Origin of the sequence: Chelativorans sp. Marseille-P2723 (assembly GCF_902809845.1) — a bacterium.
Classification (GTDB): domain Bacteria; phylum Pseudomonadota; class Alphaproteobacteria; order Rhizobiales; family Rhizobiaceae; genus Chelativorans.
This window is the reverse complement of sequence record NZ_CADDWI010000013.1, coordinates 1217742-1239884: the sequence shown is the minus strand read 5'-3', so window position 1 is coordinate 1239884 and position 22143 is coordinate 1217742. Positions and strand designations below refer to the sequence as shown.

At 60.8% G+C, this 22143-nt stretch carries 15 protein-coding genes; 3 read left to right on the top strand and 12 right to left on the bottom strand.

The features are described 5' to 3' along the window. Window positions 1–23 precede the first annotated feature (23 nt). The 11 genes from addA to HUS57_RS17110 form a co-directional block, all read right to left on the bottom strand. On the bottom strand, window positions 24–3548 hold the full coding sequence (gene addA, locus HUS57_RS17160; RefSeq protein ID WP_173935073.1) for a double-strand break repair helicase AddA: 3525 nt from the start codon (window positions 3546–3548) through the stop codon (window positions 24–26). After that, window positions 3545–6667 (bottom strand): double-strand break repair protein AddB, encoded by a 3123-nt coding sequence (gene addB / locus HUS57_RS17155; protein ID WP_173935072.1) that lies wholly within the window; start codon window positions 6665–6667, stop codon window positions 3545–3547. Before addB ends, addA begins: the two co-directional genes overlap by 4 nt. Continuing rightward, window positions 6664–7389: a nucleotidyltransferase family protein gene (locus HUS57_RS17150; protein ID WP_246727918.1), complete on the bottom strand. Its 726-nt coding sequence runs from the start codon at window positions 7387–7389 to the stop codon at window positions 6664–6666. Before HUS57_RS17150 ends, addB begins: the two co-directional genes overlap by 4 nt. After that, complete coding sequence (tsaE, locus tag HUS57_RS17145; RefSeq protein WP_173935071.1) at window positions 7386–8885, bottom strand: tRNA (adenosine(37)-N6)-threonylcarbamoyltransferase complex ATPase subunit type 1 TsaE; 1500 nt, start codon at window positions 8883–8885, stop codon at window positions 7386–7388. Before tsaE ends, HUS57_RS17150 begins: the two co-directional genes overlap by 4 nt. A 1-nt stretch (window position 8886) precedes the next feature. After that, window positions 8887–11457, bottom strand: coding sequence for a PAS domain-containing sensor histidine kinase (locus HUS57_RS17140; RefSeq protein ID WP_173935070.1), 2571 nt, complete (start codon window positions 11455–11457; stop codon window positions 8887–8889). Between the two features lie 193 nt (window positions 11458–11650). Beyond that, the gene (ahcY, locus tag HUS57_RS17135) at window positions 11651–13048 is read right to left on the bottom strand and encodes an adenosylhomocysteinase (RefSeq protein ID WP_173935069.1); all 1398 of its coding nucleotides are present in this window, start codon (window positions 13046–13048) and stop codon (window positions 11651–11653) included. Window positions 13049–13192: 144 nt separating this feature from the next. Continuing rightward, a complete protein-coding gene (locus HUS57_RS17130) occupies window positions 13193–13501 on the bottom strand; it encodes an HPr family phosphocarrier protein (RefSeq protein WP_173935068.1) in 309 nt (102 codons plus the stop codon). Continuing rightward, window positions 13498–13899 (bottom strand): PTS sugar transporter subunit IIA, encoded by a 402-nt coding sequence (locus tag HUS57_RS17125; RefSeq protein ID WP_173935250.1) that lies wholly within the window; start codon window positions 13897–13899, stop codon window positions 13498–13500. Before HUS57_RS17125 ends, HUS57_RS17130 begins: the two co-directional genes overlap by 4 nt. A gap of 228 nt (window positions 13900–14127) precedes the next feature. Then, entirely contained in the window at window positions 14128–14571 is a 444-nt protein-coding gene (locus tag HUS57_RS17120; protein ID WP_173935067.1) for an HPr kinase/phosphorylase, read from the bottom strand. Between the two features lie 4 nt (window positions 14572–14575). Beyond that, window positions 14576–16375, bottom strand: coding sequence for a sensor histidine kinase (locus HUS57_RS17115; protein WP_173935066.1), 1800 nt, complete (start codon window positions 16373–16375; stop codon window positions 14576–14578). A gap of 18 nt (window positions 16376–16393) precedes the next feature. Then, a complete protein-coding gene (locus tag HUS57_RS17110) occupies window positions 16394–17095 on the bottom strand; it encodes a response regulator transcription factor (RefSeq protein ID WP_173935065.1) in 702 nt (233 codons plus the stop codon). A 346-nt stretch (window positions 17096–17441) separates the two neighbouring features. Here HUS57_RS17110 and HUS57_RS17105 point away from each other — a divergent pair, with 346 nt between their 5' ends. The 3 genes from HUS57_RS17105 to HUS57_RS17095 all read left to right on the top strand — a co-directional run bounded on the left by HUS57_RS17105 (window position 17442) and on the right by HUS57_RS17095 (window position 20356). Next, window positions 17442–19052 (top strand): phosphoenolpyruvate carboxykinase, encoded by a 1611-nt coding sequence (locus HUS57_RS17105; RefSeq protein WP_173935064.1) that lies wholly within the window; start codon window positions 17442–17444, stop codon window positions 19050–19052. Between the two features lie 83 nt (window positions 19053–19135). Then, window positions 19136–19570: an alternative ribosome rescue aminoacyl-tRNA hydrolase ArfB gene (arfB, locus tag HUS57_RS17100; RefSeq protein ID WP_173935063.1), complete on the top strand. Its 435-nt coding sequence runs from the start codon at window positions 19136–19138 to the stop codon at window positions 19568–19570. A gap of 456 nt (window positions 19571–20026) precedes the next feature. After that, window positions 20027–20356: a RidA family protein gene (locus HUS57_RS17095; RefSeq protein WP_173935249.1), complete on the top strand. Its 330-nt coding sequence runs from the start codon at window positions 20027–20029 to the stop codon at window positions 20354–20356. A 78-nt stretch (window positions 20357–20434) separates the two neighbouring features. Here HUS57_RS17095 and pgi read toward each other — a convergent pair whose 3' ends face one another. Continuing rightward, the gene (gene pgi, locus HUS57_RS17090; RefSeq protein ID WP_173935062.1) at window positions 20435–22072 is read right to left on the bottom strand and encodes a glucose-6-phosphate isomerase; all 1638 of its coding nucleotides are present in this window, start codon (window positions 22070–22072) and stop codon (window positions 20435–20437) included. Window positions 22073–22143: the final 71 nt, after the last annotated feature.

The following is a 22143-nucleotide window of genomic DNA, read 5'->3' as shown; positions in this document are numbered from 1 at the left end:
CGAAGAGTTCAAGCGCTGTTCTCTCACGCTCTCGTGAGTCGGGCAAGGGCAGCGGCCATGTCGTCCGGCGGGACGGGAATGAGGCGTGGTGCTTCGGTAAAAAGGAGCGAGGCGGAAACGCTTTTTCCGGGGTAAAGCGGTTTCAACAGCTCGGCGTAGAGCGCTAGCTGGGCAATATATGCCTGCGGAACTTCGTCCAGTGTTTGCGGCGCAGGCCGGTTGGTCTTGTAATCTACGATTAGGATGTCATGTGGCGTAACTGCGAGCCGGTCGATCTTGCCGGAGACGGCGCGCTTCTTCCCGCCAAGCTTGACTTCTCCCAGGACGGAGACCTCAGCCCGTGAGGATGGCGCGAACAGGGGAGCAAAACGCTCGTCCCGCAAGATCTGCAGGACGGACCGGCAGGCGCCCTCCGCCTCCCCTTCCGGCCAGCCCGAGGCCACCCTCGCCAGATAGCGGCGGGCGGCAGGCTCCCGCTCGGCCACCGGCAGATCGGGAAGCACCTGCAGCAGGCGGTGTATCGCATTTCCTCGCTCAAGCGCGAAACCAGGTGCAACAACGTCAAAGACGGGGGATCGCTGAAAGATAGTGACCTCGTAGCCATCCTCGATGAGTGCCGCTGCCCCTGAGGGCGAAAGTGGCCGTGGAAGTTCCGGAAGCGGCGGAAGCGCCTTCATCAATTCGCGCGGCAGCGAGGCAGGCGGCTCTTGCGAGGGGGCTGGCGCTTCCAGTTCAACGGTTTCCTCGACCGGCGTGACACGGAAACGCAACGCGGGTGCGCATTCCACCGGCTCCTGCAGTTCCTGTGTACCTTCCACGTCTGCGAAGGCTTCGCGCACGAGTGAATGCCATGTGGAGGCCGCCGGCCGCACGCCGTGATAGCCGCAGACGATCAGCCGGTCCTCAGCGCGCGTCATCCCTACATAAAGCAGCCGCCGGTATTCTTCCTCGGCCTTCTGACGTACCTCCGCCTCGAAACGGCTGGCGGTCGAATTGGCAAGGTCAGCACCTTGGCGCCAAAGAAAGCCGTTAAGCGGATCGCCGTCATTTCTCATCGTGAACGGTAACAACCCGGGTATGTGGTTGCTGGAAACCGGCGCGCTGCCCGGATCCACAAGGAAGACAACAGGTGCCTCCAGCCCCTTTGCCGCATGGACCGTCATGATGCGGATTTCATCGCGTGACTGGTCCATCTCACGCTTGATCTCGGGAGCGGCGCTTTCCAGCGTGGCAAGAACGGCTTCCAGCCCGATCAGGCCCGTACGCTCCGCAGTCAGGCAGAAGGATAGAAATTCGTCCAGTACGTCATGCGCCTCGTGCCCGAGCCGGGCGACGAAGAGGCTGCGTCCGCCCACGCGCTCCGGTGTGCCTGCCAGCACGCCATTATAGAACTCGAAAACCGGCTTGAACGCGGCGTCCGACTGCCACTTGACCAGCGTCGTCAGGATTTCGGACAGCCTTGCGTCCTCTTTTGCTTTCTCCCGCACGGCGGAAAACAAGGATGTGCCTTCCGTGCGTGGCCAGGCCAGATGAAAGAGCGCCTCCTCTTCCAACCCGAACAGGGGGCTTCTGAGGATGGCCGCAAGCGACAGGTCGTCATGCGGCTGGAGGAGGAAGCGGCCAAGCGCGATCAGATCCTTGATGGCGATATGGGCCGTCAGACGCAGGCGGTCTGCGCCGGCGATCGGGATCTGCCGGTTCTTCAGGCTGCGCGAGAGCGCGTGGACGAAGCGGTCTCGCTTCCGTACGAGAACCATGATGTCGCCGGGGGCAAGGCGCCTCCCCTTGCCTTCCAGCATCTCTCCATTTTCGAGCCACTGGGCGATCCTGGCCGCGATGACTTCAGCCAGTCTTGCCGCTGGTGCCGATGTATGGTCGATCGCGCGCGTCCAGTCATCGGGCTCGTCCACCACCTGGGGGGAAAGCGGCGACCATATCTCGACATAACCTGGCGCGCGGTCGCGAATGGCCTTGTGCTCGATAGGCTCCCGGCCGCGCGTCAGTCCCTTGCGGGCTTCATCGCGGGAAAAGACATGATCGACTGCCCTGAGCACATCCTCCGTAGAACGGAAGGAACGCAGGAGCCGCACTTTTTCGAAACGACCGCCCGCCTCGGGGACGCTGCGGGCAAAGACCGCCCCGTTTTCCGCGAACGCTTCTGGCTCCGCCCCTTGAAAGGAGTAGATCGACTGCTTTTCGTCCCCCACGGCAAAGATGGTACGGTTCACACCCTCCCGCGCACCATGGCCGGCGAAGAACTCCTGCGTCAGAAGCCTCACGATTTGCCATTGTTCGGGGCTCGTATCCTGCGCCTCGTCGATCAAGATATGGTCGATCCCGCGGTCGAGCTTGTAATGTATCCACGGCCCCACATCGGTCCGCGCCAGAAGGCGCATTGTGCGCATGATAAGGTCGTTGAAATCGAGAAAGCCCCGCGCACGCTTCAGGCGCTCATACCTGCCAATCAGCGCCTCGGCGATGACGAGCGCCGCCGTGGTCGCCTCCAGCATGCGGAAAAGCGCCAGCCTGTCGCACGCTCCCCGAAGATATGCGGCCGCCTCCAGGTATCGGTCGTAGATGCCCGGGAGGCGCGCCCGCAACGCGGCCTTAAATGCCGACACGCCGTAAGGTTCCCCATTGGTCTTGAGGAAGGCCTTGGCCATCAGTTCGAGCCGGTGAATGGGGTCGGATTCGGCAAATGCCTGCTGTGCTGCGGGCAGGATATGATTCAACACGCTGCGCGCGTCGGTTTCTTCCGCAGCGGCGGCAAAGCGCGCGAATTCCTCCCGGCTAAAGCCGGGCACGGGCCAGGCCGCATCGGCAAGTCCGCGCGCCGTTTCCTCCGGGGCAAATCGGAATTCGGCAAGAAGCGCTGCATGCGGTTTTTTATCATCCTCGACCGCATCGATGAAGCGGCTGAGACCGTCCCGCTTCGCTACGATCTCTGAGATGAGCGCCTGCAGCCCGCTTTCGCCACCACGCTGCAGCACCTCTACGAAAGCCTCTGCCAGCGGTCCATCCTTCTCGGCCGCGATGCTCGTCAGCATGTCTCGCCGTGCCTCGCCCAAAAGCGCATCCTCCATCCCGGCATCTAGCAGCTCAAAATGGCCGGCAATGTTCGCTTCCAACGGAAACTGGTGGAGTATTGCCTCGCAGAAGGCGTGGATGGTCTGGATTTTAAGGCCGCCGGGCGTTTCCAGTGCACGGGCGAAAAGGCGGCGCGCACGGCGTAGTCTTTCCGGGCTTGGCGTGCGCCCTTCAAGCTTTGCCACTTCCTTGGCAAGCGTCTCATCTGAAAGAAGGCTCCAGTCGGCCAAACTTCCGAATACGCGGTTCGCCATATTGGCGGCGGCAGCGCGCGTATAGGTGAGGCAAAGAATTTTCGCCGGGTCAGTGCCTTTAAGAAGCAGCCGGATCACCCTTTGCGCCAGGACATGGGTCTTGCCGGAACCGGCATTGGCAGAAACCCAGGCCGACACCGCAGGATCGGAGGCAAGTGCCTGCGTCTCCAGCGTATCACGGGGAATGCGGAAAGGCGTGCCGCTCATCCGTCTTCTCGCCCCGCACCAGCCTCATCGCCGCCTGCGGACCATTCCAGCACCCTTGCCAAGTGGTCGTATTCGCCTTCCATATCGCCTTCCTTGAAGGGTAGCGCACGGGAAAGATAGCCGCTATCGGGCCGGTCGTAATAGGCGAGCAGCCGCTCAAGCCGCTCCCAGGCTTCGTCGGCAAGCCCGGCACCGGTCTTGTTCGAATCCTTGAACTTCAGGATCGATTCCGGCTCGACCGAGCCATTTGCCCGCAACCGCACATAGCATAATTCCGCCGGGCGAACAGTGCCAAGCTCCGCAAAGGCGCCGCGCAAAAGAAGGGCGGCTTCCAGGGCAAGCTGTGGAGCCAGAAGGCGGTGCGCCTGCCCCTTCGAGGGCAGATAACCAGTCTTGTAGTCGATGACATCGGCCTGACCGTCGGCGCGGATATCGATGCGATCGGCGCGGCCCGAAAGTAGCTTTCCCGTGGCCCCCACGACGATTGCCGAGGCGCGGATTTCGGCGTGACGGACAGCTACGTTCTCTCCGCGCGACCGCTCCCACTCGATGATGCCACGGGCCGTGCGCTCGAAGCGCGGCCACCAGACCGCTTCAACGTCGGGAGGCAGGCCCGCTTCGCAAAATTTGGTTCTGCCAATAGCAAGCAGCCGGTCCTCAGCGTCGGGAGCACAGGGATCGGCGCCCGACTGAATGAATACCTGAAGAATGTCGTGAAACAGCGTGCCTCTTTCGGCCGCTCCCGGGTCGCGGATATAAGGATCAAGGGCGAAAAGTTTAAGAATCCTGCGCGCGTAGACGGCATAGGGATCGCGCCGCAACGTCTCGATTTCCGTGACGGAGAAACGCTTCGGCCGCGCCTCCAGTGGCGGCTTCGGGCAGGGGCGAGGGGCAAACTCAACCTCCTTGCTCTTCTCCAGTGCATACGCCCATTGGATGTAGCGCCCGCCGCGTTTGCGCATCGCTTCGCTTTCCGCCAGTCCTGCGCATGCCAGGAGACGCTGCAACCAACGCGAAGCGACTGCCGGAGCGCCTTCCGCCCGGGCCGAGCGGGCAAGCACCACTTCCTTGACTCCCAGCGCCATCGTGAAATCGTGCGCGGCAAGGCCGATGCGTCGCTCCGGCGGCTCAAGGTTAAGCCCGCCCTTCATGACGCGCGACATGAAGCGGTCCGAAGCCGGCACCTGTGGCCAGCTCCCCTCGTTCAGGCTCCCCAACACCAGCAGATCGACATTCTGAAGCCGTGCCTCTAGCGTACCCCATATGGCGATACGATGATCTGCGCCCGCTGCTGGCTTGACCATCCGCCCCGCTATCAGCGCGGAAAAAATATCCGGCCATTCATCGATTGGTGCAGCAATGGTGGTGCGGGTTTCTATAAGCTCCCGAAGGAAAGCGGCCAGCGCTTCCCCCGCCTCCCCGCCATAATAGCCGCTGAGCGAACCTTGGGCATCGCGCGCCAGTGCCTCGACGGCTTCCACGGAGGCCCGGGCAAGGTCTTCAAGCCTCACCGGACCGGCCTGCCGTAACGCAGCGAGAGGCGCTACAGCGCTCTCAAGCGCCGTGAGCACCTGGTATGCCTCGGCCACGTTGCCAGCCTTGATACGGCTCATCCAGAAAGGCTTTCGCGGAGCGCGCGAAAGAGCCTCTAGCCGCACATCAAAAAGTTTGGCTAGAGTGGCCGCATCCGGGCGGCCCGTGCCTCCCCGCAGAGCGACGAGTTCGATCAGTTCCGCCGCCCTGCGCACCACCTCGCGAGATAGACCCAGACACAGCAGGGGGTGCTTTAAAAGCCCGATGATCGTAACAGGCTCCTGAGGGCGGCAGATCGCCTCCAGCAGGAGGCGCAGCAAGGCTGCCGGCACGGTGTCTGCCAGCGGACTGCCGCCCGAATCGTCTGCCCGGATGCCGAAGCGTCGAAGCTCTCCCGCCACCCGCCGCGCCAAGGCTCGGTCGGGCGTCACCAGCGCAGCAGTTTTTCCTTCCTGCGTGATCGCATGGCGCAAGGCGACCGCGATGGCCGCCGCTTCCTCCCGCTCATTTGCTGCCTCCAGAAGGCTGACCCCGGAAAGCGCGCCCGCATTCACCGACTCCTCGATAATCTTTCTGTTCGCTGCCCAGAGATCGGTCGTCTCGGCAGGCCGAAGCGCTTCGCTTACAAGCCTTCTGCGGGCAGCCAGGTCATTGGGGAGCATTCCGAGTTGAACGACATCGCTGCGCCCGACACCTATTGCGCTAAGAAGCTTCTTCAGTCCGAATTGCGGATGTCCACAGGATGACGGGTCTGCTTCGGCGTCAATAGCTTGCCATGAGTCCTCGTCCAGTTCCGCATCGAGCCCTGGAAGGATCACCGCACCCTTCTCCAACCTTGCAATGGTACCAAGCAGGCGCGCTGTGGCTGGGATTGAGCCGGTTGAGCCGGCGGCAATCACCGGTCCGCGGGGCGGATTATGAACGAGCCTTGCGGCTTCGGCCGCCAGCATGGCGTTGCGGTGTGCAGCAGGGTTGGAGCGGCCACGTTCTGCAAGGATCTCAGGCCATGCCTGCGTAACGATGTTGAGGAAATCGAGTGTCACCTGCCACCAGGCGGCAAGTTCGTCGGGAACAAGGTCTAATAGATGCGACCAGGCCGCCTCCTCGGTCTCGACCTCGTCCATCAGCGCGGCAAGGTCGCGGGCAAACCAGATGCTGTCGGAGAGTGAAGCCGGTACCACCACGCCTTCCTCGAAAAGCTCGGCGACATGAGCCGGTACCCGCGATTTCCATGCCTGCACCAACGGGCTCAGCAGAAGAATGCGGTCAAGCTCCGGGATCGCCGGCGCGTGGTCGAGAGCCGCTGCACCGCCTTCAGCCTGCATGTCCGCCAGTTCGGCCTCGAACTCACCCAAGGGCCGGATTACCGGAAGGATGGCCGACACGCCGCCCAGCCTCTCCGTCAACACGCTGCGCAGCTCACGCGCAGCACGACGGGTTGGAAGATAAATCGTCACGTCGGCAAGTGCGAGTGGATCGCCCTCATGACGAAATCCCGGGACAAGCTGTCCCTTGAACAGCGCCTCAACCAGGGACGAAAGAAAAGGCGCGCCAGGCGGAATAGAGAAGACGCGCGGGGTTCTCACGGCGAAATGCCAAGATGCCGCAGCAGGGCCTCGGTAGCGGGTATGGCCTCCGGTGTACCGACGGTGATCCAGTGGCCGTCAAGCGGCAGCCCGTAAAGGCGGCCGGCTTCAATAGCCCGATCAAAGTGGACATTGAGCGAATGCGGCTCGGCGGGCACACCTTCCAGCAGGGCAGGATTGACAATCGCGGCGCCCGCATAGATTAGCCCGTCACCTCCACCGGCCCTCTTCAGCCGCCCCTCAGCATCCATAGTGAAATCCGCTTTCCCGGTATGCCCCGTCGCCGATGCAGGATCGGCAAGCAGCATCAGTATATCCATCTCCGCCGCGTCCCATGCAAGAGTAAGCCGGTTGAGATTGTTTGACGAGCCATCGATCCAGAAAGTATCGGCATTAAGGAGGAGAAACGACGCCGGCCCCAGCAATGGCAGCGCCCTCGCAACTGCACCGCCCGAATCCAGCAGCCTGTCCCGTTCGTCGGAGATTGCGATGCGTGGCGCCTGCCGGCATGCAAGATAGTCGATCAGCTTGTCCGGCAGGTAATGCACATTGACGACCGCTTCCTGCACCCCTGCTCTTTCAAGTGCATCAAGGCCCCAGTCGATCAGGCGACGGCCGCCAACCGTGATGAGGGGTTTCGGGCATGTCTGGGTGAGCGGGCGCATGCGCAGCCCGAGGCCGGCAGCAAGGACCATCGCCTTCTTCGGTATTCTCGCGCTCACTCCTCTACCTCGAAAATGCCGATATCCCTGTAGAACTCTGCTATTTCCTCCAAGGCAGGATGCGCAAAGACCCGCTCCAGATAGCTGCGGATGCGGGGAAGGTGACGCAGGTAGGCCGGCTTGCCGTCACGTCGCGCAAGGCGGACGAATATGCCGAGAACCTTCGTATTGCGCTGGGCGGCGGTGATCGCAAATGCCTCCTCGAAAGCGGTACGATCGAAGGAAGACCCGGTCCTGGCATCGCAATAAGCATCCCTCACCGCCTTTTCGAAGGCTTCCGTTATGGTCACGCGGGCATCGAGTGCCAGTGATGCCACATCATAAGCGGCAGGGCCAATGACGGCATCCTGAAAGTCGATCAGGCCGAGTCGGTCAAAGCCCGTCCTTTCCCCACGCCAGATGATGTTCGGCGAGTGATAATCGCGCAGGACAATGCTTTGCTCGCTTACGTCGAGCCGCTCGACGAGCTTGAGCCACAGGCGGCCGAATTCCTGGCGCTCCGGATCGGTCGCCTCCCTGCCTTTCATTTCCGGGAGATACCAGTCGAGCATCAGCTCGGTTTCGATCCCGAGAGCCCCCCAATCGTAAGGGGGGAGCGCATGGCTTGCAGCGTTGGATACTGGGAATTGGTGAGGCCATGGATGTTCGTGCATTGCTGCAAGAAGGCGCGCGGCAGCCAGATAACGCTCCGGCACCGGCACGCCCTTTCCATCCACAAGCGTCTGCGTTCCCAAATGCTCGATCAGAAGCAGTCCCCGCTCAAGATCCTGTTCGAAAATGCGCGGCGCGGAAAACCCCGCGTCGCGCAGGCCGTTTGCGACGGCCACAAAGGCAGCAACTGAGCGGGCGAGGCGCGCAATGCGGCTGTAAGGCATGCCGTCGCGCAGGATCGGCTCATCGCGCCGCTCCGGCGCATCCATGAGGATGAATTGCTCTCCTTTCGCTGACAACACGGCCTCGTAAGCACGTGTCGAGGCATCACCTATAAGGTGGGCCCGTTTTGCACCTGCATGCCCTGCCGCATCCAGAAAATTCCGGATGGCAAACGACCGGGCCAGTCGCTCGGCTTCTGCCTCGGGTGCGGCAATGTCGGCGCTACGCCCCCCATCCTGTTCAGAAAGCCTTACGTGAATAGCGCGGGTGACAAGGCCTGGAGCACGCTCTGGCCATTCGACCAAGGCCACACCATCGATGAGCGCTTCCGCCAGGCCCAGTTCCTCAAGCTCGTCCACACCGGTCAGGCGATACAGATCGAAATGGTGGACGGGAATGCGCAGGTCATAGCTTTGCACCAACGTGAAGGTCGGGCTGGGAACCTCAAGCTGAGGGTCTTCGGCCATCGCCCTGATGATGGCGCGGGCGAGTGCAGTTTTGCCAACGCCGAGATCCCCTTCAAGGGCAACTATATCGCCTGGCTTGAGCGCGGCCGCGATATCATCGCCAAGGCGCTCCGTCGCAGTCTCGTCCGGAAGAAGGCGTTGAAAGGACCGGCCCATGCTATTCCGCCGCCGCCCTCACGCCTGTCGGGGCCAGCGGGAACCGGCAGATGACAGTGGTCCCCCTGCCCGCACCCGTTTCAATATCCACATGGCCTCCATGCAGTTCGACGAAGCTCTTGACGATAGAAAGGCCAAGCCCGGCCCCCCGCCGACGCCCGCCATTGGGACGCGTTTCAAAACGCTTGAAGATGGCCGCAAGCACATCCGGAGAGACACCGGGGCCGTCATCGTGTACGCGAAATTCAACGCTGTTCACGCTGCTGTGAGCCGAAAGGGTGATCGTGCTTTTCTCTGGCGCGTAATTGGCCGCATTGGCAAGAAGATTGTAGAGGATCTGGCGCACACGGTGGCCATCGGCATGAAAGCGCTTGGGCGCCTCCTCTGCCTCCACCTTGAGCGTGATGTCATGTTCGCGCAGTCGGTCCGAAACGAGTTCGGCCGCGCCCTCCAGCAACGGCCTCAGCTCGACCTCGCTGATTTCCAATTCCATGATGCCAGCATCGACCGTTGCAAGATCGAGAATGTCGTTCACCACCGTAAGGAGAAGCGAGGAGGAGGAACCTATATGGTCAACATATTCGCGCTGCCGGACGGTAAGCGGCCCCGTCGTCTCCAGCGCAAGCAATTCCGTAAAGCCGATAATGTTTGTCAATGGCGACCGCAGCTCATAGGAGACATGCTGCACGAAATCGTCCTTGAGCTTGTCTGCTCGCTCCAGCGCCTCGTTCTTCTCCTTCAGCGCCCGCTCGACGTTCACGCTGTCCGTCACATCGACAAAGGTCAGCATTACCTGGCCGTTGGGCAAATGGACAATGGCATAGTGGAGGATGGTACCGTCCACGAGTTCGGCGCGTCCGTTGCTATCGCGCCGTTCATCATCGAAACCGGTCACCGCAGCAACGAAGGCGCCCCACGGACTGCTTGTCGCGGCTGGGTCGCACGCTGCCTTAAGCACTGAAATATGTGTATCGGTGTGCACAAGCCTTTCGGGAATGCCCCAAAGCGTGCGGAAGGCAGGATTGGAAAGACGCAGGCGGCCGTCAGGCCCGAACACAGCGACACCCTCGGCGAGGTTGTCTAGAGTCTCGCTCTGCACCTGGACTATTGCATTGTAGCGGCTCTCCAGATCAATCTTCTCCGTCAGGTTCTCGAAGACCCAGGTCACGCCGCCCTTGGGCTGCGGAGTAGCAACGACGCGGATCGTGCGGCCGTCGGGAAGGTGCCACCAATGCTCCTGCGGCTCGACCGAGCGATAGGCGGAAAGAAGCTGCTCCTTCCAGCGCCGCCATTCCGGCTGCTCTGCGAGCTTGCCCTCGCTGCGCAACCTGTCGAGCAACAGCGCATTCTCTGGCCTGCTGTCCAGAAAACGGGGATCAAGGCTCCACAGTTTCTGGAAGGCCTGATTGTAGAACTTCAGCTCCTGGCTGGCATCGAAGATTGCGACAGCAGTCGTGAGTTGGTCAAGCGTGTCGGAATGGCTGCGCAAGGTACTTTCATATTCACGCCTCAGCGCGTCGATTTCGCTCGTATCGACCGCAAGCCCGGCAGCGCCGTCATTGCCGGCGTAATTCGTGATGACAAAGACACGCCGTTCACCCTTGACGACGGTCGAAACCGCATCGTGATAGATGGGATCGCGCAGGTGGTGCTCCTGCAGCACTGCCCGTGCGGCCGACGTCAGGAGTTCGCGGCCGTCGCGTATTGCCGATTGCGCGTCCTCTGCCTCGACAGCACGCGCATAGGCGGTGTTGACCCACTTCAACCTTCCCCCCGCGTCCCGCAGCCAAAAAGGCATTTCGAGGGAGTCAAGGAGCTTTCGGACATTCTCCTGATCGGCGAGAAGGCGCTGATACTCCAGCTTCACGCGCGCATTCTCGGCCTGAGAGGCGGTCAGTGAGACGAAACGGACGACCGAATAAATCCCGGACCGGCGGCCCTGCACCTCCAGAAGACCTCCCTTCTGAGTCTCGATAACGAGGTCGAAGGCGGTCCCTTGCTCTCTCAAGACTGCGGCGGCTCTTTCCAGAGCATATGCGGATTTGGGCATCAGCCACCGGCCAAAAGCGAGGAATGCACTCCTTTCCTGGGGCGCGCCACTTTCTATCGGCAGTTCGCCGAGGACAGCCGGGCGCAGGCTCCGTTGCCAGGCGACGATGCGCTGGTCTTTAAGGTTCAACAGCGCCTCTGAACGGGACAATCCCGCCGAAAGATCCGCTACACGGGCCTTGAGTTCGGCATTTTCCGCTGCGGTGCGGGCGCGCTCGCGGATGAGCCATATCGCGGAGAGGATTGCCGCTCCCATCACGCCGGCAAAAACCGCAAACTGAATCACCGCATTTACGGAAATGCTGCTTCGCGGCAAGCTGGCGGCCTGCTGCGCTGCTTGGGCAGTTTCGGGCAACAAGGAGCAGATAAGAAGCGGCAGCGAGGCCAGGCCCCGGCTCAAAGCTTTCCAGCTCTTTGTCTTGCCGGCACCGAACGCGGGTCGAAGCCCCGTCCGAAGCCCGTCACTGGCTTTTGGGTCCTGAGACCCCGCAGCCCCGCTCCACAGCGGGTCCAGCCACGGCATGCCTTGTTCCTCTCCGCCGCATCAATATCCTATTGCCCCGTAAACGCCGCTGGATCGGCGTTCCCTCGAATCAGTGCACTGTAACCGTTGAGGGAATCGGCGTGAAGGAGGTCGCGAGACAAATTTGAAGCCGGACTATCGATCGGGTCAGGCTGTTATTCGCTCCAAAGCCGATTATCGCGGGCGAAAGCGGTCAGTACCGGTAATGATCTGGCTTGAAGGGTCCCTGTGGGCTGACGCCGATATACGCTGCTTGCTCCGGCGTAAGCTCGGTGAGCTTTACGCCCAGCTTGCTCAAATGAAGCCGCGCCACCTTCTCGTCGAGATGCTTCGGCAGGACGTGAACGCTATTCTCGTACTGGCCCGCCCGCGACCACAGCTCGATCTGCGCCAGAACCTGGTTGGTAAAAGAGGCGGACATTACAAAGCTGGGGTGCCCCGTTGCGTTGCCCAAATTGAGCAGGCGGCCTTCCGAAAGCAGGATAATGCGCTTACCGTCAGGGAACTGGATCATGTCCACCTGCGGCTTAATGTTCGTCCATTTGTAATTGCGCAGGGCGGCCACCTGAATCTCATTGTCGAAATGGCCGATATTGCCGACAATAGCCATGTCCTTCATCTTGCGCATGTGATCGACGGCAACAACATCCTTGTTGCCGGTGGCCGTGATCACGATGTCGGCGGTCGAAACGGCCTCGTCCAGTGTCACCACCTCGAAGCCGTCCATCGCCGCCTGCAAGGCACAGATAGGGTCCGCCTCGGTCACCTTGACGCGCGCACCCGCCCCCACGAGGGATTGTGCACATCCCTTGCCCACGTCACCATAGCCGCAGACGATGGCTACCTTGCCCGCCATCATCACGTCTGTGGCGCGGCGAATGCCGTCCACCAGCGATTCCTTGCACCCGTATTTGTTGTCGAATTTCGACTTGGTGACGGAATCGTTCACATTGATGGCCGGGAAAGGCAAAAATCCCTGTTTCTGAAGTTGATAAAGGCGGTTGACACCGGTCGTGGTCTCCTCCGTCACTCCGCGGATGGCGTCGCGCTGGCGCGTGAAAAAGCCGGGCGTTGCCGCCATGCGCTTCCTGATCTGTGCGAAAAGAACTTCCTCCTCCTCGCTACCTGGATCGGAAAGCACATCCTCGCCCGCCTCCGCGCGCGCGCCGAGCAGGATGTACATGGTAGCGTCGCCTCCATCGTCCAAAATCATGTTGGAACGCCCACCATCCGGCCACTGGAATATACGGTCCGTGTAATCCCAATATTCTTCAAGCGTTTCGCCCTTCACCGCAAAGACGGGCGTGCCCGTCTCGGCGATAGCGGCAGCGGCATGGTCCTGGGTGGAGAAGATGTTACAGGAAGCCCAGCGAACCTCGGCCCCGAGGACCTTGAGTGTCTCAATCAAGACTGCCGTTTGAATGGTCATATGCAGTGAACCGGAGATGCGCGCACCGGTCAAAGGTTTCGTCTCGCCGAACTCTTGCCGACACGCCATCAGGCCGGGCATCTCGGTCTCGGCGATCTCGATCTCCTTCCGGCCCCAGGGGGCAAGGGAAATATCGGCAATGACAAAGTCTTCGGCGGCCATTGGTTCAGCTCCAGCTTGAACATCGATTGCGCGTAGAGTAGCGCGAATGTGTGGACTGGTTAGCAGATCGGATTGCAGCCGACAATCGGACGCATAAGGAAATCTTTATCTGTACATATGCTGCAAGCAGCTACCGCCGACCGATCAGCATTCTTCGCCGAAACGCTGTTTGATCAGTTCGTCGAGCGCGTCGATAACTTCCTGTGCCTGGGCGCCCTGCGCGGTTACGCGAATACAGCAGCCGGAGCTGGCAGCGAGCATCATCAATCCCATAATGGAGGTGCCCCCTACACGGATGCCGTCCTTCTCCACGGTAACCTTGGCGTTATAACCGGCAACGAGCTGAACGAACTTCGCGGATGCGCGAGCGTGTAGGCCGCGCTGATTTATGATGTCGAAATCCCGGACAACCACCGCGCCCTCATCGTGATTATCGGACGAGGCACCGTTCATTTGGCGTTGAGTACCTGGCTTGCCACGTTGATATATTTACGGCCGGCCGCCTGAGCCTGGGTGAGCGCCAGTTCCATGTCGTTTTCCGCTCGTACACTGGACAGCTTGATGAGCATGGGCAGGTTCACGCCCGCTACGACTTCAACCCGACTAGGATCCATTACCGAAATTGCCAGGTTGGATGGCGTACCGCCGAACATGTCGGTCAGGATGATCACACCCGACCCTGTATCGGCCCGCCTGACCGCGTCGACAATATCTCGTCTGCGCTGTTCCATGTCATCGTCAGCACCGATGGAAACGGTTTCGAAATTTTCCTGCGGCCCCACAACATGCTCCAGAGCATGCCTGAATTCCTCCGCTAGGCGCCCATGCGTCACCAGAACGACCCCGATCATTACACCCAAGCCCGCACGCTTCCAGACAAGTTTTGCCGCGCTTTCCCATTTCCGACTTGCGAGGCTGTCACGCCATCACTCCCGTTCCAGCGGCTGTGTAGTCCGTAGAAATGCCTGGGCATTGCTGCACCAGGCATTCGCCAGGAGCGCAATCTTGTCGACGTAGTGCCTAATGACAAGCTGAAACTGGGTTTTCTTTATCCTTTTTGACAATAGCGCGACAATTTTTCACCCAAAGGGTGCTAGCCGGAGTCTTGCCGCAATGGCCATGGATGATGCCGCAGCATTTCGCGCGGGCAAGAGAAGGCATGGCACGACAACGCCTTCGAGCTTGGCCTCCTCTCCATCCTCGACACGTGGTGCCTGTTCCTCCGGCACCAGCCGGACCATCAGATCGATCAGAGTCGCCGGCTCATGCACAATTTGTGCAGGTCCTAAACCATGGGCTTCGACAAGCCCCGCGATCGCCTGCGGGGTACTGCCCATGAGCCGCCCGGCCGCCGTTTTCAAAAGCACCTGATCGTCGGAAACCAGGCGCCCAAAAATCCCGTGCAGGGCGCAATGGCCAAGCAACGCAAGCGCAAGCGTCGTCTTGCCCGAACCGGAGGCGCCGGTGATGAACACGCCCTGCTCTCCTGCAAGCACCAGGCTCCCGTGATGGTTGGATGACAAGGCTTCAATCCTCGGCCGGCAGCGAGATCACGAAGCGTGCGCCCCGCACCTCACCCGGCTTCATCCCGGGGATATTCTTCGCCATCAGAGTGCCGCCATGGGCTTCAATAATCTGCCTACTAATGGAGAGGCCAAGTCCGGAGTTCTGCCCGAACGCCTCCCCGGAAGGACGGTCCGTGTAAAATCGCTCGAAGATCCGCTCGATATCGTCTGCGCGAATGCCCGGCCCGTTATCATCCACGGTCAGAATGATGCGCCTTGCGCTGCGCGACAGTTCAAGCTTTATCCGCCCGCCCTCGTCGGGAACGAAGGAACGCGCATTCTCTATCAGGTTGGCAATCACCTGCCCGAGGCGCAAATCGTGGCCTGGCACCACAAAACTCTGGTCGGGCTTTCCCTCGACCCTGAAGTCTATCTCCACCTTCTTTTTCCTGCTGCCCACATCACGGGCGGCCGACACAAGGTCGCCGACCAGCCGTTCGAAATCTATAGGTTCGGCCTCCTCCCGCACGAACTCGGCATCGAGGCGAGAAGCGTCGGAAATGTCGGTAATCAGACGGTCAAGCCGTCGCACGTCGTGCTGGATGATTTCCATCAGCCGGTCCCGCGACTTCTGATCCTTTACCAACGGCAGCGTCTCCACAGCACTCCCCAGCGAGGTGAGCGGATTCTTCAACTCGTGCGCGACGTCGGCTGCAAAGCTTTCGATGGCATCGATGCGGGCGTAGAGCGCCTTGGTCATATCCCTCAGTGCTACGGACAGATTGCCAATTTCATCCTGACGATGCGAGAAGTCGGGAATCTCCTCCCGGCTGCGCACGCCGCGCCTTACGCGAATCGCCGCGGCCGCAAGCCGGCGCAACGGGTTCGCAATGGTGGAGGCAAGCAGCAGCGACAGAATTGCTGTCACTATGGCCGCCACGCCGAACACCCGTAGGATAGCTTGACGCTCCTCGGCGATGATACGGTCGATGTCGCCCTGGGTGGAAAGCTGCAGAACGCCGAGGACGGCGCGAAACCGCTGGATGGGAACGGCAACGGAGATGATGTACTCGCCCTGCTCACTACGCCGGCGGGCCACTTCCGTTGTTCCCCCGGTGAGTGCGGCCATCACCTCCTCGTAGGCAACACCGCTTCCGCCCGGCTGCTCCTTGTCGATCGGCAGGTCGTTGCGCTGGAAAAAGGTCGTCACGCGTTTGTGCAGCCAATCAAGCACGCCCTTTTCCTCGCCGTCGACCGCTGGCAGCCCGTATCGCAGAATCTGGCTGCGCGAATAGAGCCCGCGTGAATCGATCAGCAGGTTTGCGTCCCGGTCATAGATGCGTGCGCGCGTCTTGCCCGGCGTGATCAACCGCTGCAGGAGCGGCGCAACAATTTCCGGATTGATGGGAAAACGCAGGCTTTCGAGCTGGTCGCTGTGAGGCGGCAGGCTGTCACCCGCCTGCAGTTCAAGCAGCTTCTCCGGATCGATCATGATGGAATCGGTTTCAACCGTCGCCGATGAGGCGATGGCACCGGCAATGATGCCGCCCTGAGTCCGCAGGCTTTCGATCTGCGCGTCGATCAGCGCATCCCGAAACTGGTTGATGTAGAGGATCCCTACGACCAGCACGCCAATGGCGGCGAAGTTGAGGATGAGGATTCGGCGGGTCAGGCTGGAGAACATGAAGTGCCCCAGCACGCGCCGTACTGACAGCGATAGGCGCCTCAGTGGCCAGGCGCGGCCGCCATGACCCGTCCTTTCCTGCGGAACGAAGGAACGCTCCTTGCTTGCCTCGACGGTTTCTCCAGCCTCAATGGCCATGCAGCGCAAAATGTCCCGTCATGCCTCTCGGAATCGGTATCCAACCCCGTAGAGCGTCTCAATCATGTCGAATTCACTATCGACCGCCTTGAACTTCTTTCGAAGGCGCTTGATGTGGCTATCAATCGTCCGGTCGTCAACATAGACTTGTTCGTCATAAGCCGAATCCATGAGCGCATCACGGCTTTTCACAACACCCGGGCGCTGGGCCAAGGCATGCAGAATAAGGAATTCGGTCACTGTAAGAGTAACCGCTTCTCCCTTCCACGTACAGGTGTGGCGTTCCTGATCCATGACGAGATGACCGCGCTCAAGCGAGCGCGACTGCTTGTCAGACGCCTTCGCAACCCCTTCGCGCGCACTCGCCCGCCGCAAGACCGCCCGGACCCGCTCAACGAGAAGCCGCTGTGAAAATGGCTTGCGGACGAAATCGTCAGCGCCCATCTTCAGCCCGAACAACTCGTCGATCTCGTCATCCTTTGACGTCAGGAAGATAACCGGCATGTCGCTCTTCTGGCGAAGACGGCGTAGAAGCTCCATTCCGTCCATGCGTGGCATCTTGATATCAAGAATGGCAAGAGACGGCGGCCGGGCGCTGAGCCCCTCCAGCGCCGATGCGCCGTCCGTGTAGGTTTCGACGCGGTAGCCTTCTGATTCCAGCGCAATCGAGACGGATGTGAGGATGTTCCGGTCGTCATCAACGAGCGCGATTGTTGCCATTTCCACTGGCTCCCTCATCGTGGTGCGTCCCTTTAAACTGCGTCTGCCGGCGGCAGTTGCAGGACAAATTGGGTACAAAATGTGGCACACATGGCTTCGGGTGTCACCGGCAGTGCGACGGTTTCACGCAAGGCAAAGCTTATCCAAGGCGAACATTTCCCCGCGCATTGTTCCGACAGGCAAAGGAGCGGCGATGATTATAACCGATTTAAACTGTTCTAAAAACATCTAAATCGATTAATGATTTGAAAATGCTCGGTTTTTCTGCTTCAGACTTGAGCACCCTATATGTTCAGCCTAGCCGGGTTTGTGCCGGCCCTTCATTAACGCGATCTGGTAGTGACCTATGAAAGAAACCGGCGTCCGTAACCCCGCATATGGTATCGAAAAGAGCGGATTGAACCCGAAAGGGACAATTCATTTCAATCTCACCCCGCCTTATCTCTACGAGGAGGCAACGCGACGCGGAGAGGCGCGGCTGACGGCGCATGGCGCGCTCGTGGCGGAGACTGGCCAGCACACGGGGCGCTCACCCAAAGATAAATTCATTGTCCGCGACTCCGACACCGAGGACGCTATCTGGTGGGACAACAACAAGGGCATCACGCGTGAGCAGTTCGATGTGCTCTTTGAAGACTTCAAGCGCCATGCGGAAAATCTGGATCTTTTCGTACAGGATCTGATCGGCGGGGCCGATCCGGACAATGCGCTACCGGTTCGCGTTGTCACAGAATATGCTTGGCATTCACTCTTCATTCGGAATCTGCTCATCCGTCCCTCGCGCCAGAGTCTTGCGAGCTTCGTTCCTGCCATGACGGTGATCGACTTGCCGTCCTTCCGGGCAGACCCTGCGCGTCATGGATGCCGCAGCGAAACGGTGATCGCCATCGATCTTACGCGCATGATCGTGCTCATAGGCGGAACGGCCTATGCGGGCGAAATGAAGAAGTCGGTTTTTACGGCGCTCAACCATATTCTGCCCACACGCGGCGTCATGCCTATGCACTGCTCGGCAAATGTAGGGCCAGAGGATGACGTGGCCATTTTCTTCGGCCTGTCCGGCACCGGAAAGACCACCCTTTCGGCCGATCCGACGCGCACGCTCATCGGCGACGACGAGCACGGTTGGGGTCCGGATGGCATCTTCAACTTCGAGGGCGGATGCTATGCCAAGACGATCCGCCTCTGCCCGGACGCGGAACCGGAGATCTTCTCCACCACGCGCCGCTTCGGCACCGTTCTTGAAAATGTCGTGCTGGATGAGCAAAGAGTCCCGGACTTCGACGATGGAAGCCTGACGGAGAACACCCGCGCCGCCTATCCGCTCCCCTACATATCGAATGCCAGCAAGACGGGGCAGGCGAGCCATCCGCGAAACATCATCATGCTCACGGCGGACGCTTTCGGCGTTATGCCGCCCATTGCCAGGTTGACGCCAGCTCAGGCAATGTACCACTTCCTTTCCGGCTACACCGCCAAGGTCGCGGGCACCGAACGAGGCGTGACCGAGCCGGAAGCCACCTTCTCCACATGCTTTGGCGCTCCCTTCATGCCGCGCCATCCATCGGTCTACGGCAATCTGCTGCGCGACCTCATCGCCCGGCACCAGGTTGATTGCTGGCTGGTCAATACAGGCTGGACCGGCGGCGCCTATGGCACCGGCCACCGCATACCTATCAGCGTTACCCGGGCTCTGCTTACCGCTGCACTCGACGGCTCGCTTCGTGAAACCGAGTTCCGCACCGATCCGCATTTCGGTTTCGCTGTGCCCGTCGCCGTTCCCGGCATAGACCGTACGATCCTCGACCCGCGCGCCACCTGGGCTGACAAAGCAGCCTATGACGCGCAGGCAGAGAAGCTGGTTGGCATGTTTGCGAGCAACTTCGAGATATTCGAAGCACATGTCGAAGCCGATGTTCTCGATGCCTCGCCGCAGATACGACAAGCTGCCGAATAGGCTTGCACGGCAGCACCGGGCCGGTTCATTCTCTTCGTGAAGCAAGGGTGAGCGCGCGCTCGCCCTCCGAACGAAGGCAACCCATGAGCGAAGACGGTCTTCAGATAAGACCGGGAATCCGGGTGGATGAGGACGAACTCGAAGAGCAGTTCATCCGCGCTTCCGGTCCCGGCGGGCAGAACGTCAACAAGGTTGCGACCGCAGTGCAGCTCCGCTTCCGTGTGACGGCTGCCCGGCACCTGCCGGAACATGTGCGCGTACAGGCGCTCAAGCTGGCGGGCAACCGGGCCACAAAGGAAGGCGAGATCGTGATCGAGGCGGCCCGCTTCCGCACCCAGGAACAGAATCGGGCAGACGCTCGCGCTCGCCTCGCTGCGCTTCTGATGCGTGCATCCGAACCACCGCCGAAGCCGCGCAAGAAAACCCGTCCTTCGAAAGGCGCGATCGAGCGCCGGCTGAAGACGAAGGCAGGGCGCTCTGCCATCAAGAAGATGCGCGGCAAGGTGACGCCGGAGTAAGCGTTTGCAAAGTCTCAATAGCGCCACGGGCCCTATCGGCTCGGATGTGCTGGCGGGGCAAACCTCAATATCGCCGTCCCGCTTCCAAGAGTGTCAAGGAAGTTACTTTAGTCTCGTCTTTGCATCACGCGGCCGTTAACATGCGACTGTTCGACCGGTACCCGGAAACAAACGCCATCGCACATCCTTGTTCGCGCAAACAGCAGACTGGACAGCACCGCCGCAAACAGTGAATGCGTCCGGTGCAACCGGGCTCGTCCTGGCCGTGATTCCCCACTGACCTTCGTCAGTACTGCAGAAGGAAATGGAGATCATCCGGTCGATCAAGGCTGCACGGCTGGGCGGGACGCGTTGCCGGACGCTTCGATCTGAACCTTCCGGCCTTCGGGCAAATGACTTGCAACCATAGAAACAGAGGAAGAAACCGTGATACGTAGGCATCATACCAGCGCTCGCATGAGCCAGATCGTTGAATATCCCTCAAATGGCACGATCGTCTTGCTTGCCGGGCAGGTTGCGCGCGATGCGGCGCTCGATGTGTCCGGCCAGACGAAGGATATCCTGGCGCGTATTGATGAGCTTCTTGCCGAAGCTGGCACCGACAAGACAAAGCTGCTCGGCGCCCAGATCTGGCTTGCCGACATAGGTGATTTCAGCGCGATGAACGAGGTGTGGGAGGCTTGGGTGCCAGAAGGACACGCCCCGGTCCGTGCATGCGTCGAGTCGCGTCTTGCCGACCCGCGCCTGAAGGTCGAGATTCAGGTCACTGCGCTCAAGGAGGTCTGATCGCTTCCGGTGTGCGGGGTCCGCTCGCACACCGATACATGCGCCGCTTGGGTAGGAAGACCCTCCCGGGCAGAGTGGCTACATGCTGCGCAATCGAGCCACATATTCCACAAGCCCGACGGTGGAGCTGTCGCGGTCTCCGGCACTCTTCCGCCCCTCCACCACGGGCAGAAGCTCGGTTGCAAGCTCCTTCCCCAGTTCCACACCCCACTGATCGAAGGCATTGATGCCCAACAGCGCGGCCTCCACGAAAACGCGGTGTTCGTATAACGCGATCAGCCTTCCAAGAGCGAATGGGTCGAGCCGGCGGTGAATGATGGTGACGGATGGCCTGTTGCCGGGGAAAACCCTGTGGGGCGCAAGGGCCGCAGCCTCCTTCTCGGACATGCCCCTGGCGCGAAGCTGCTCCTCCGCCTCTTTCAGCGTGCGCCCCTTCATCAGCGCCTCCGATTGGGCAAGGCAATTGGCGACAAGCAGGTCATGGTGATGCTCCATTCCCGGCTCGTGCCCTTCTGCCGCGAGGATGAACTCAACAGGGATGATATCCGTCCCCTGGTGCAGAAGCTGGAAGAAGGCATGCTGCCCGTTCGTGCCGGGCTCTCCCCAGACGAGCGGCCCGCTGGGGTTTGAAACCGGGAATCCGTCCAGGGTCACACTCTTGCCGTTCGATTCCATGTCGAGCTGCTGCAGATAGGCAGGAAGGCGGGAAAGCCGCTGGTCATAGGGGATCACAGCGCGGGCGGGATACCCACAGATGACGCGGTGCCAAAAACCGATAAGTCCGAGAAGAACGGGCATGTTGGCCTCCAGAGGCTGCTGGCCGAAATGCCGGTCCATGGCCGCGGCCCCGGCAAGCAGCGTGCGAAAGTTTTTCTCGCCAACTGCGATCATCACTGGAAGGCCGATCGCCGACCAGAGCGAATATCGTCCGCCCACCCAGTCCCAGAAGCCGAAGACGCGGTCCTCCGGGATGCCGAAGGCGGCTACCTTGTCGAGCGCGGTCGAAACGGCAGCAAAATGCGCTCCGACCGCCTCCGCCCCCAGCCCCTGGATGATCCAGCCGCGCGCCGTGGCCGCGTTGGTCATGGTCTCGACCGTGGTGAAGGTCTTTGAAGCGATGATGAAGAGCGTCGTGTCCGGATTAAGCCCCTTCAGCGTGTCCGCAATATGCGCGCCGTCGACATTCGAGACATAGTGCAACCTTGGGCCGTCATGATAAGGCGCAAGTGCGAGCGTGGCCATGGCCGGGCCAAGATCGGAACCGCCGATGCCAATATTGACGACATCGGTAAAGGGCTTGCCGGTGGCGCCCTTAAGCCGGCCGGCGCGCACATCTGCCGAAAAGCCAGCCATGGCGGAAAGCACACGCTCCACCTCCGGCATCACATCCTTACCGTCGAGCAGCACTTGCTCTCCCGCGCCGCCGCGCAATGCCACATGGAGAACGGCACGGTTCTCGGTAATGTTGATCCTGTCTCCGGCAAACATCGCGTCGCGCCGATCTGCAACGCCCGCGGCACGCGCAACGCGGAGAAGCAGGTCGAGTGTTTGCTGGCTTACCGCGCATTTGGAAAAGTCGAGCAGCATGTCGTCGAACGGGAGGGAGTAGCGCCTGAACCGCTCCGCATCGGCTGCAAATGCAGCCTTAAGGTCGAAATCCTCGTTCTCGCGACGGTGTCTGCGCAATGCTTCCAGTGCGTCTCGATAAGCTCCCATGATGCAGCTCCTTTGCTCATACTGGCATCGCCTTCGACCAGCACGACGCGCCCGCGCGGCAAATCACGCGG

Bases quoted from the DNA above. Each gene is read 5' to 3' on its own strand.
- addA (WP_173935073.1), bottom strand. From the start codon at position 3,548: ATGAGCGGCACGCCTTTCCGCATTCCCCGTGATACGCTGGAGACGCAG.
- tsaE (WP_173935071.1), bottom strand. From the start codon at position 8,885: ATGGGCCGGTCCTTTCAACGCCTTCTTCCGGACGAGACTGCGACGGAG.
- HUS57_RS17140 (WP_173935070.1), bottom strand. From the start codon at position 11,457: ATGCCGTGGCTGGACCCGCTGTGGAGCGGGGCTGCGGGGTCTCAGGAC.
- ahcY (WP_173935069.1), bottom strand. From the start codon at position 13,048: ATGGCCGCCGAAGACTTTGTCATTGCCGATATTTCCCTTGCCCCCTGG.
- HUS57_RS17130 (WP_173935068.1), bottom strand. From the start codon at position 13,501: ATGAACGGTGCCTCGTCCGATAATCACGATGAGGGCGCGGTGGTTGTC.
- HUS57_RS17125 (WP_173935250.1), bottom strand. From the start codon at position 13,899: ATGATCGGGGTCGTTCTGGTGACGCATGGGCGCCTAGCGGAGGAATTC.
- HUS57_RS17115 (WP_173935066.1), bottom strand. From the start codon at position 16,375: ATGGCCATTGAGGCTGGAGAAACCGTCGAGGCAAGCAAGGAGCGTTCC.
- HUS57_RS17110 (WP_173935065.1), bottom strand. From the start codon at position 17,095: ATGGCAACAATCGCGCTCGTTGATGACGACCGGAACATCCTCACATCC.
- HUS57_RS17105 (WP_173935064.1), top strand. From the start codon at position 17,442: ATGAAAGAAACCGGCGTCCGTAACCCCGCATATGGTATCGAAAAGAGC.
- arfB (WP_173935063.1), top strand. From the start codon at position 19,136: ATGAGCGAAGACGGTCTTCAGATAAGACCGGGAATCCGGGTGGATGAG.
- HUS57_RS17095 (WP_173935249.1), top strand. From the start codon at position 20,027: ATGAGCCAGATCGTTGAATATCCCTCAAATGGCACGATCGTCTTGCTT.
- pgi (WP_173935062.1), bottom strand. From the start codon at position 22,072: ATGGGAGCTTATCGAGACGCACTGGAAGCATTGCGCAGACACCGTCGC.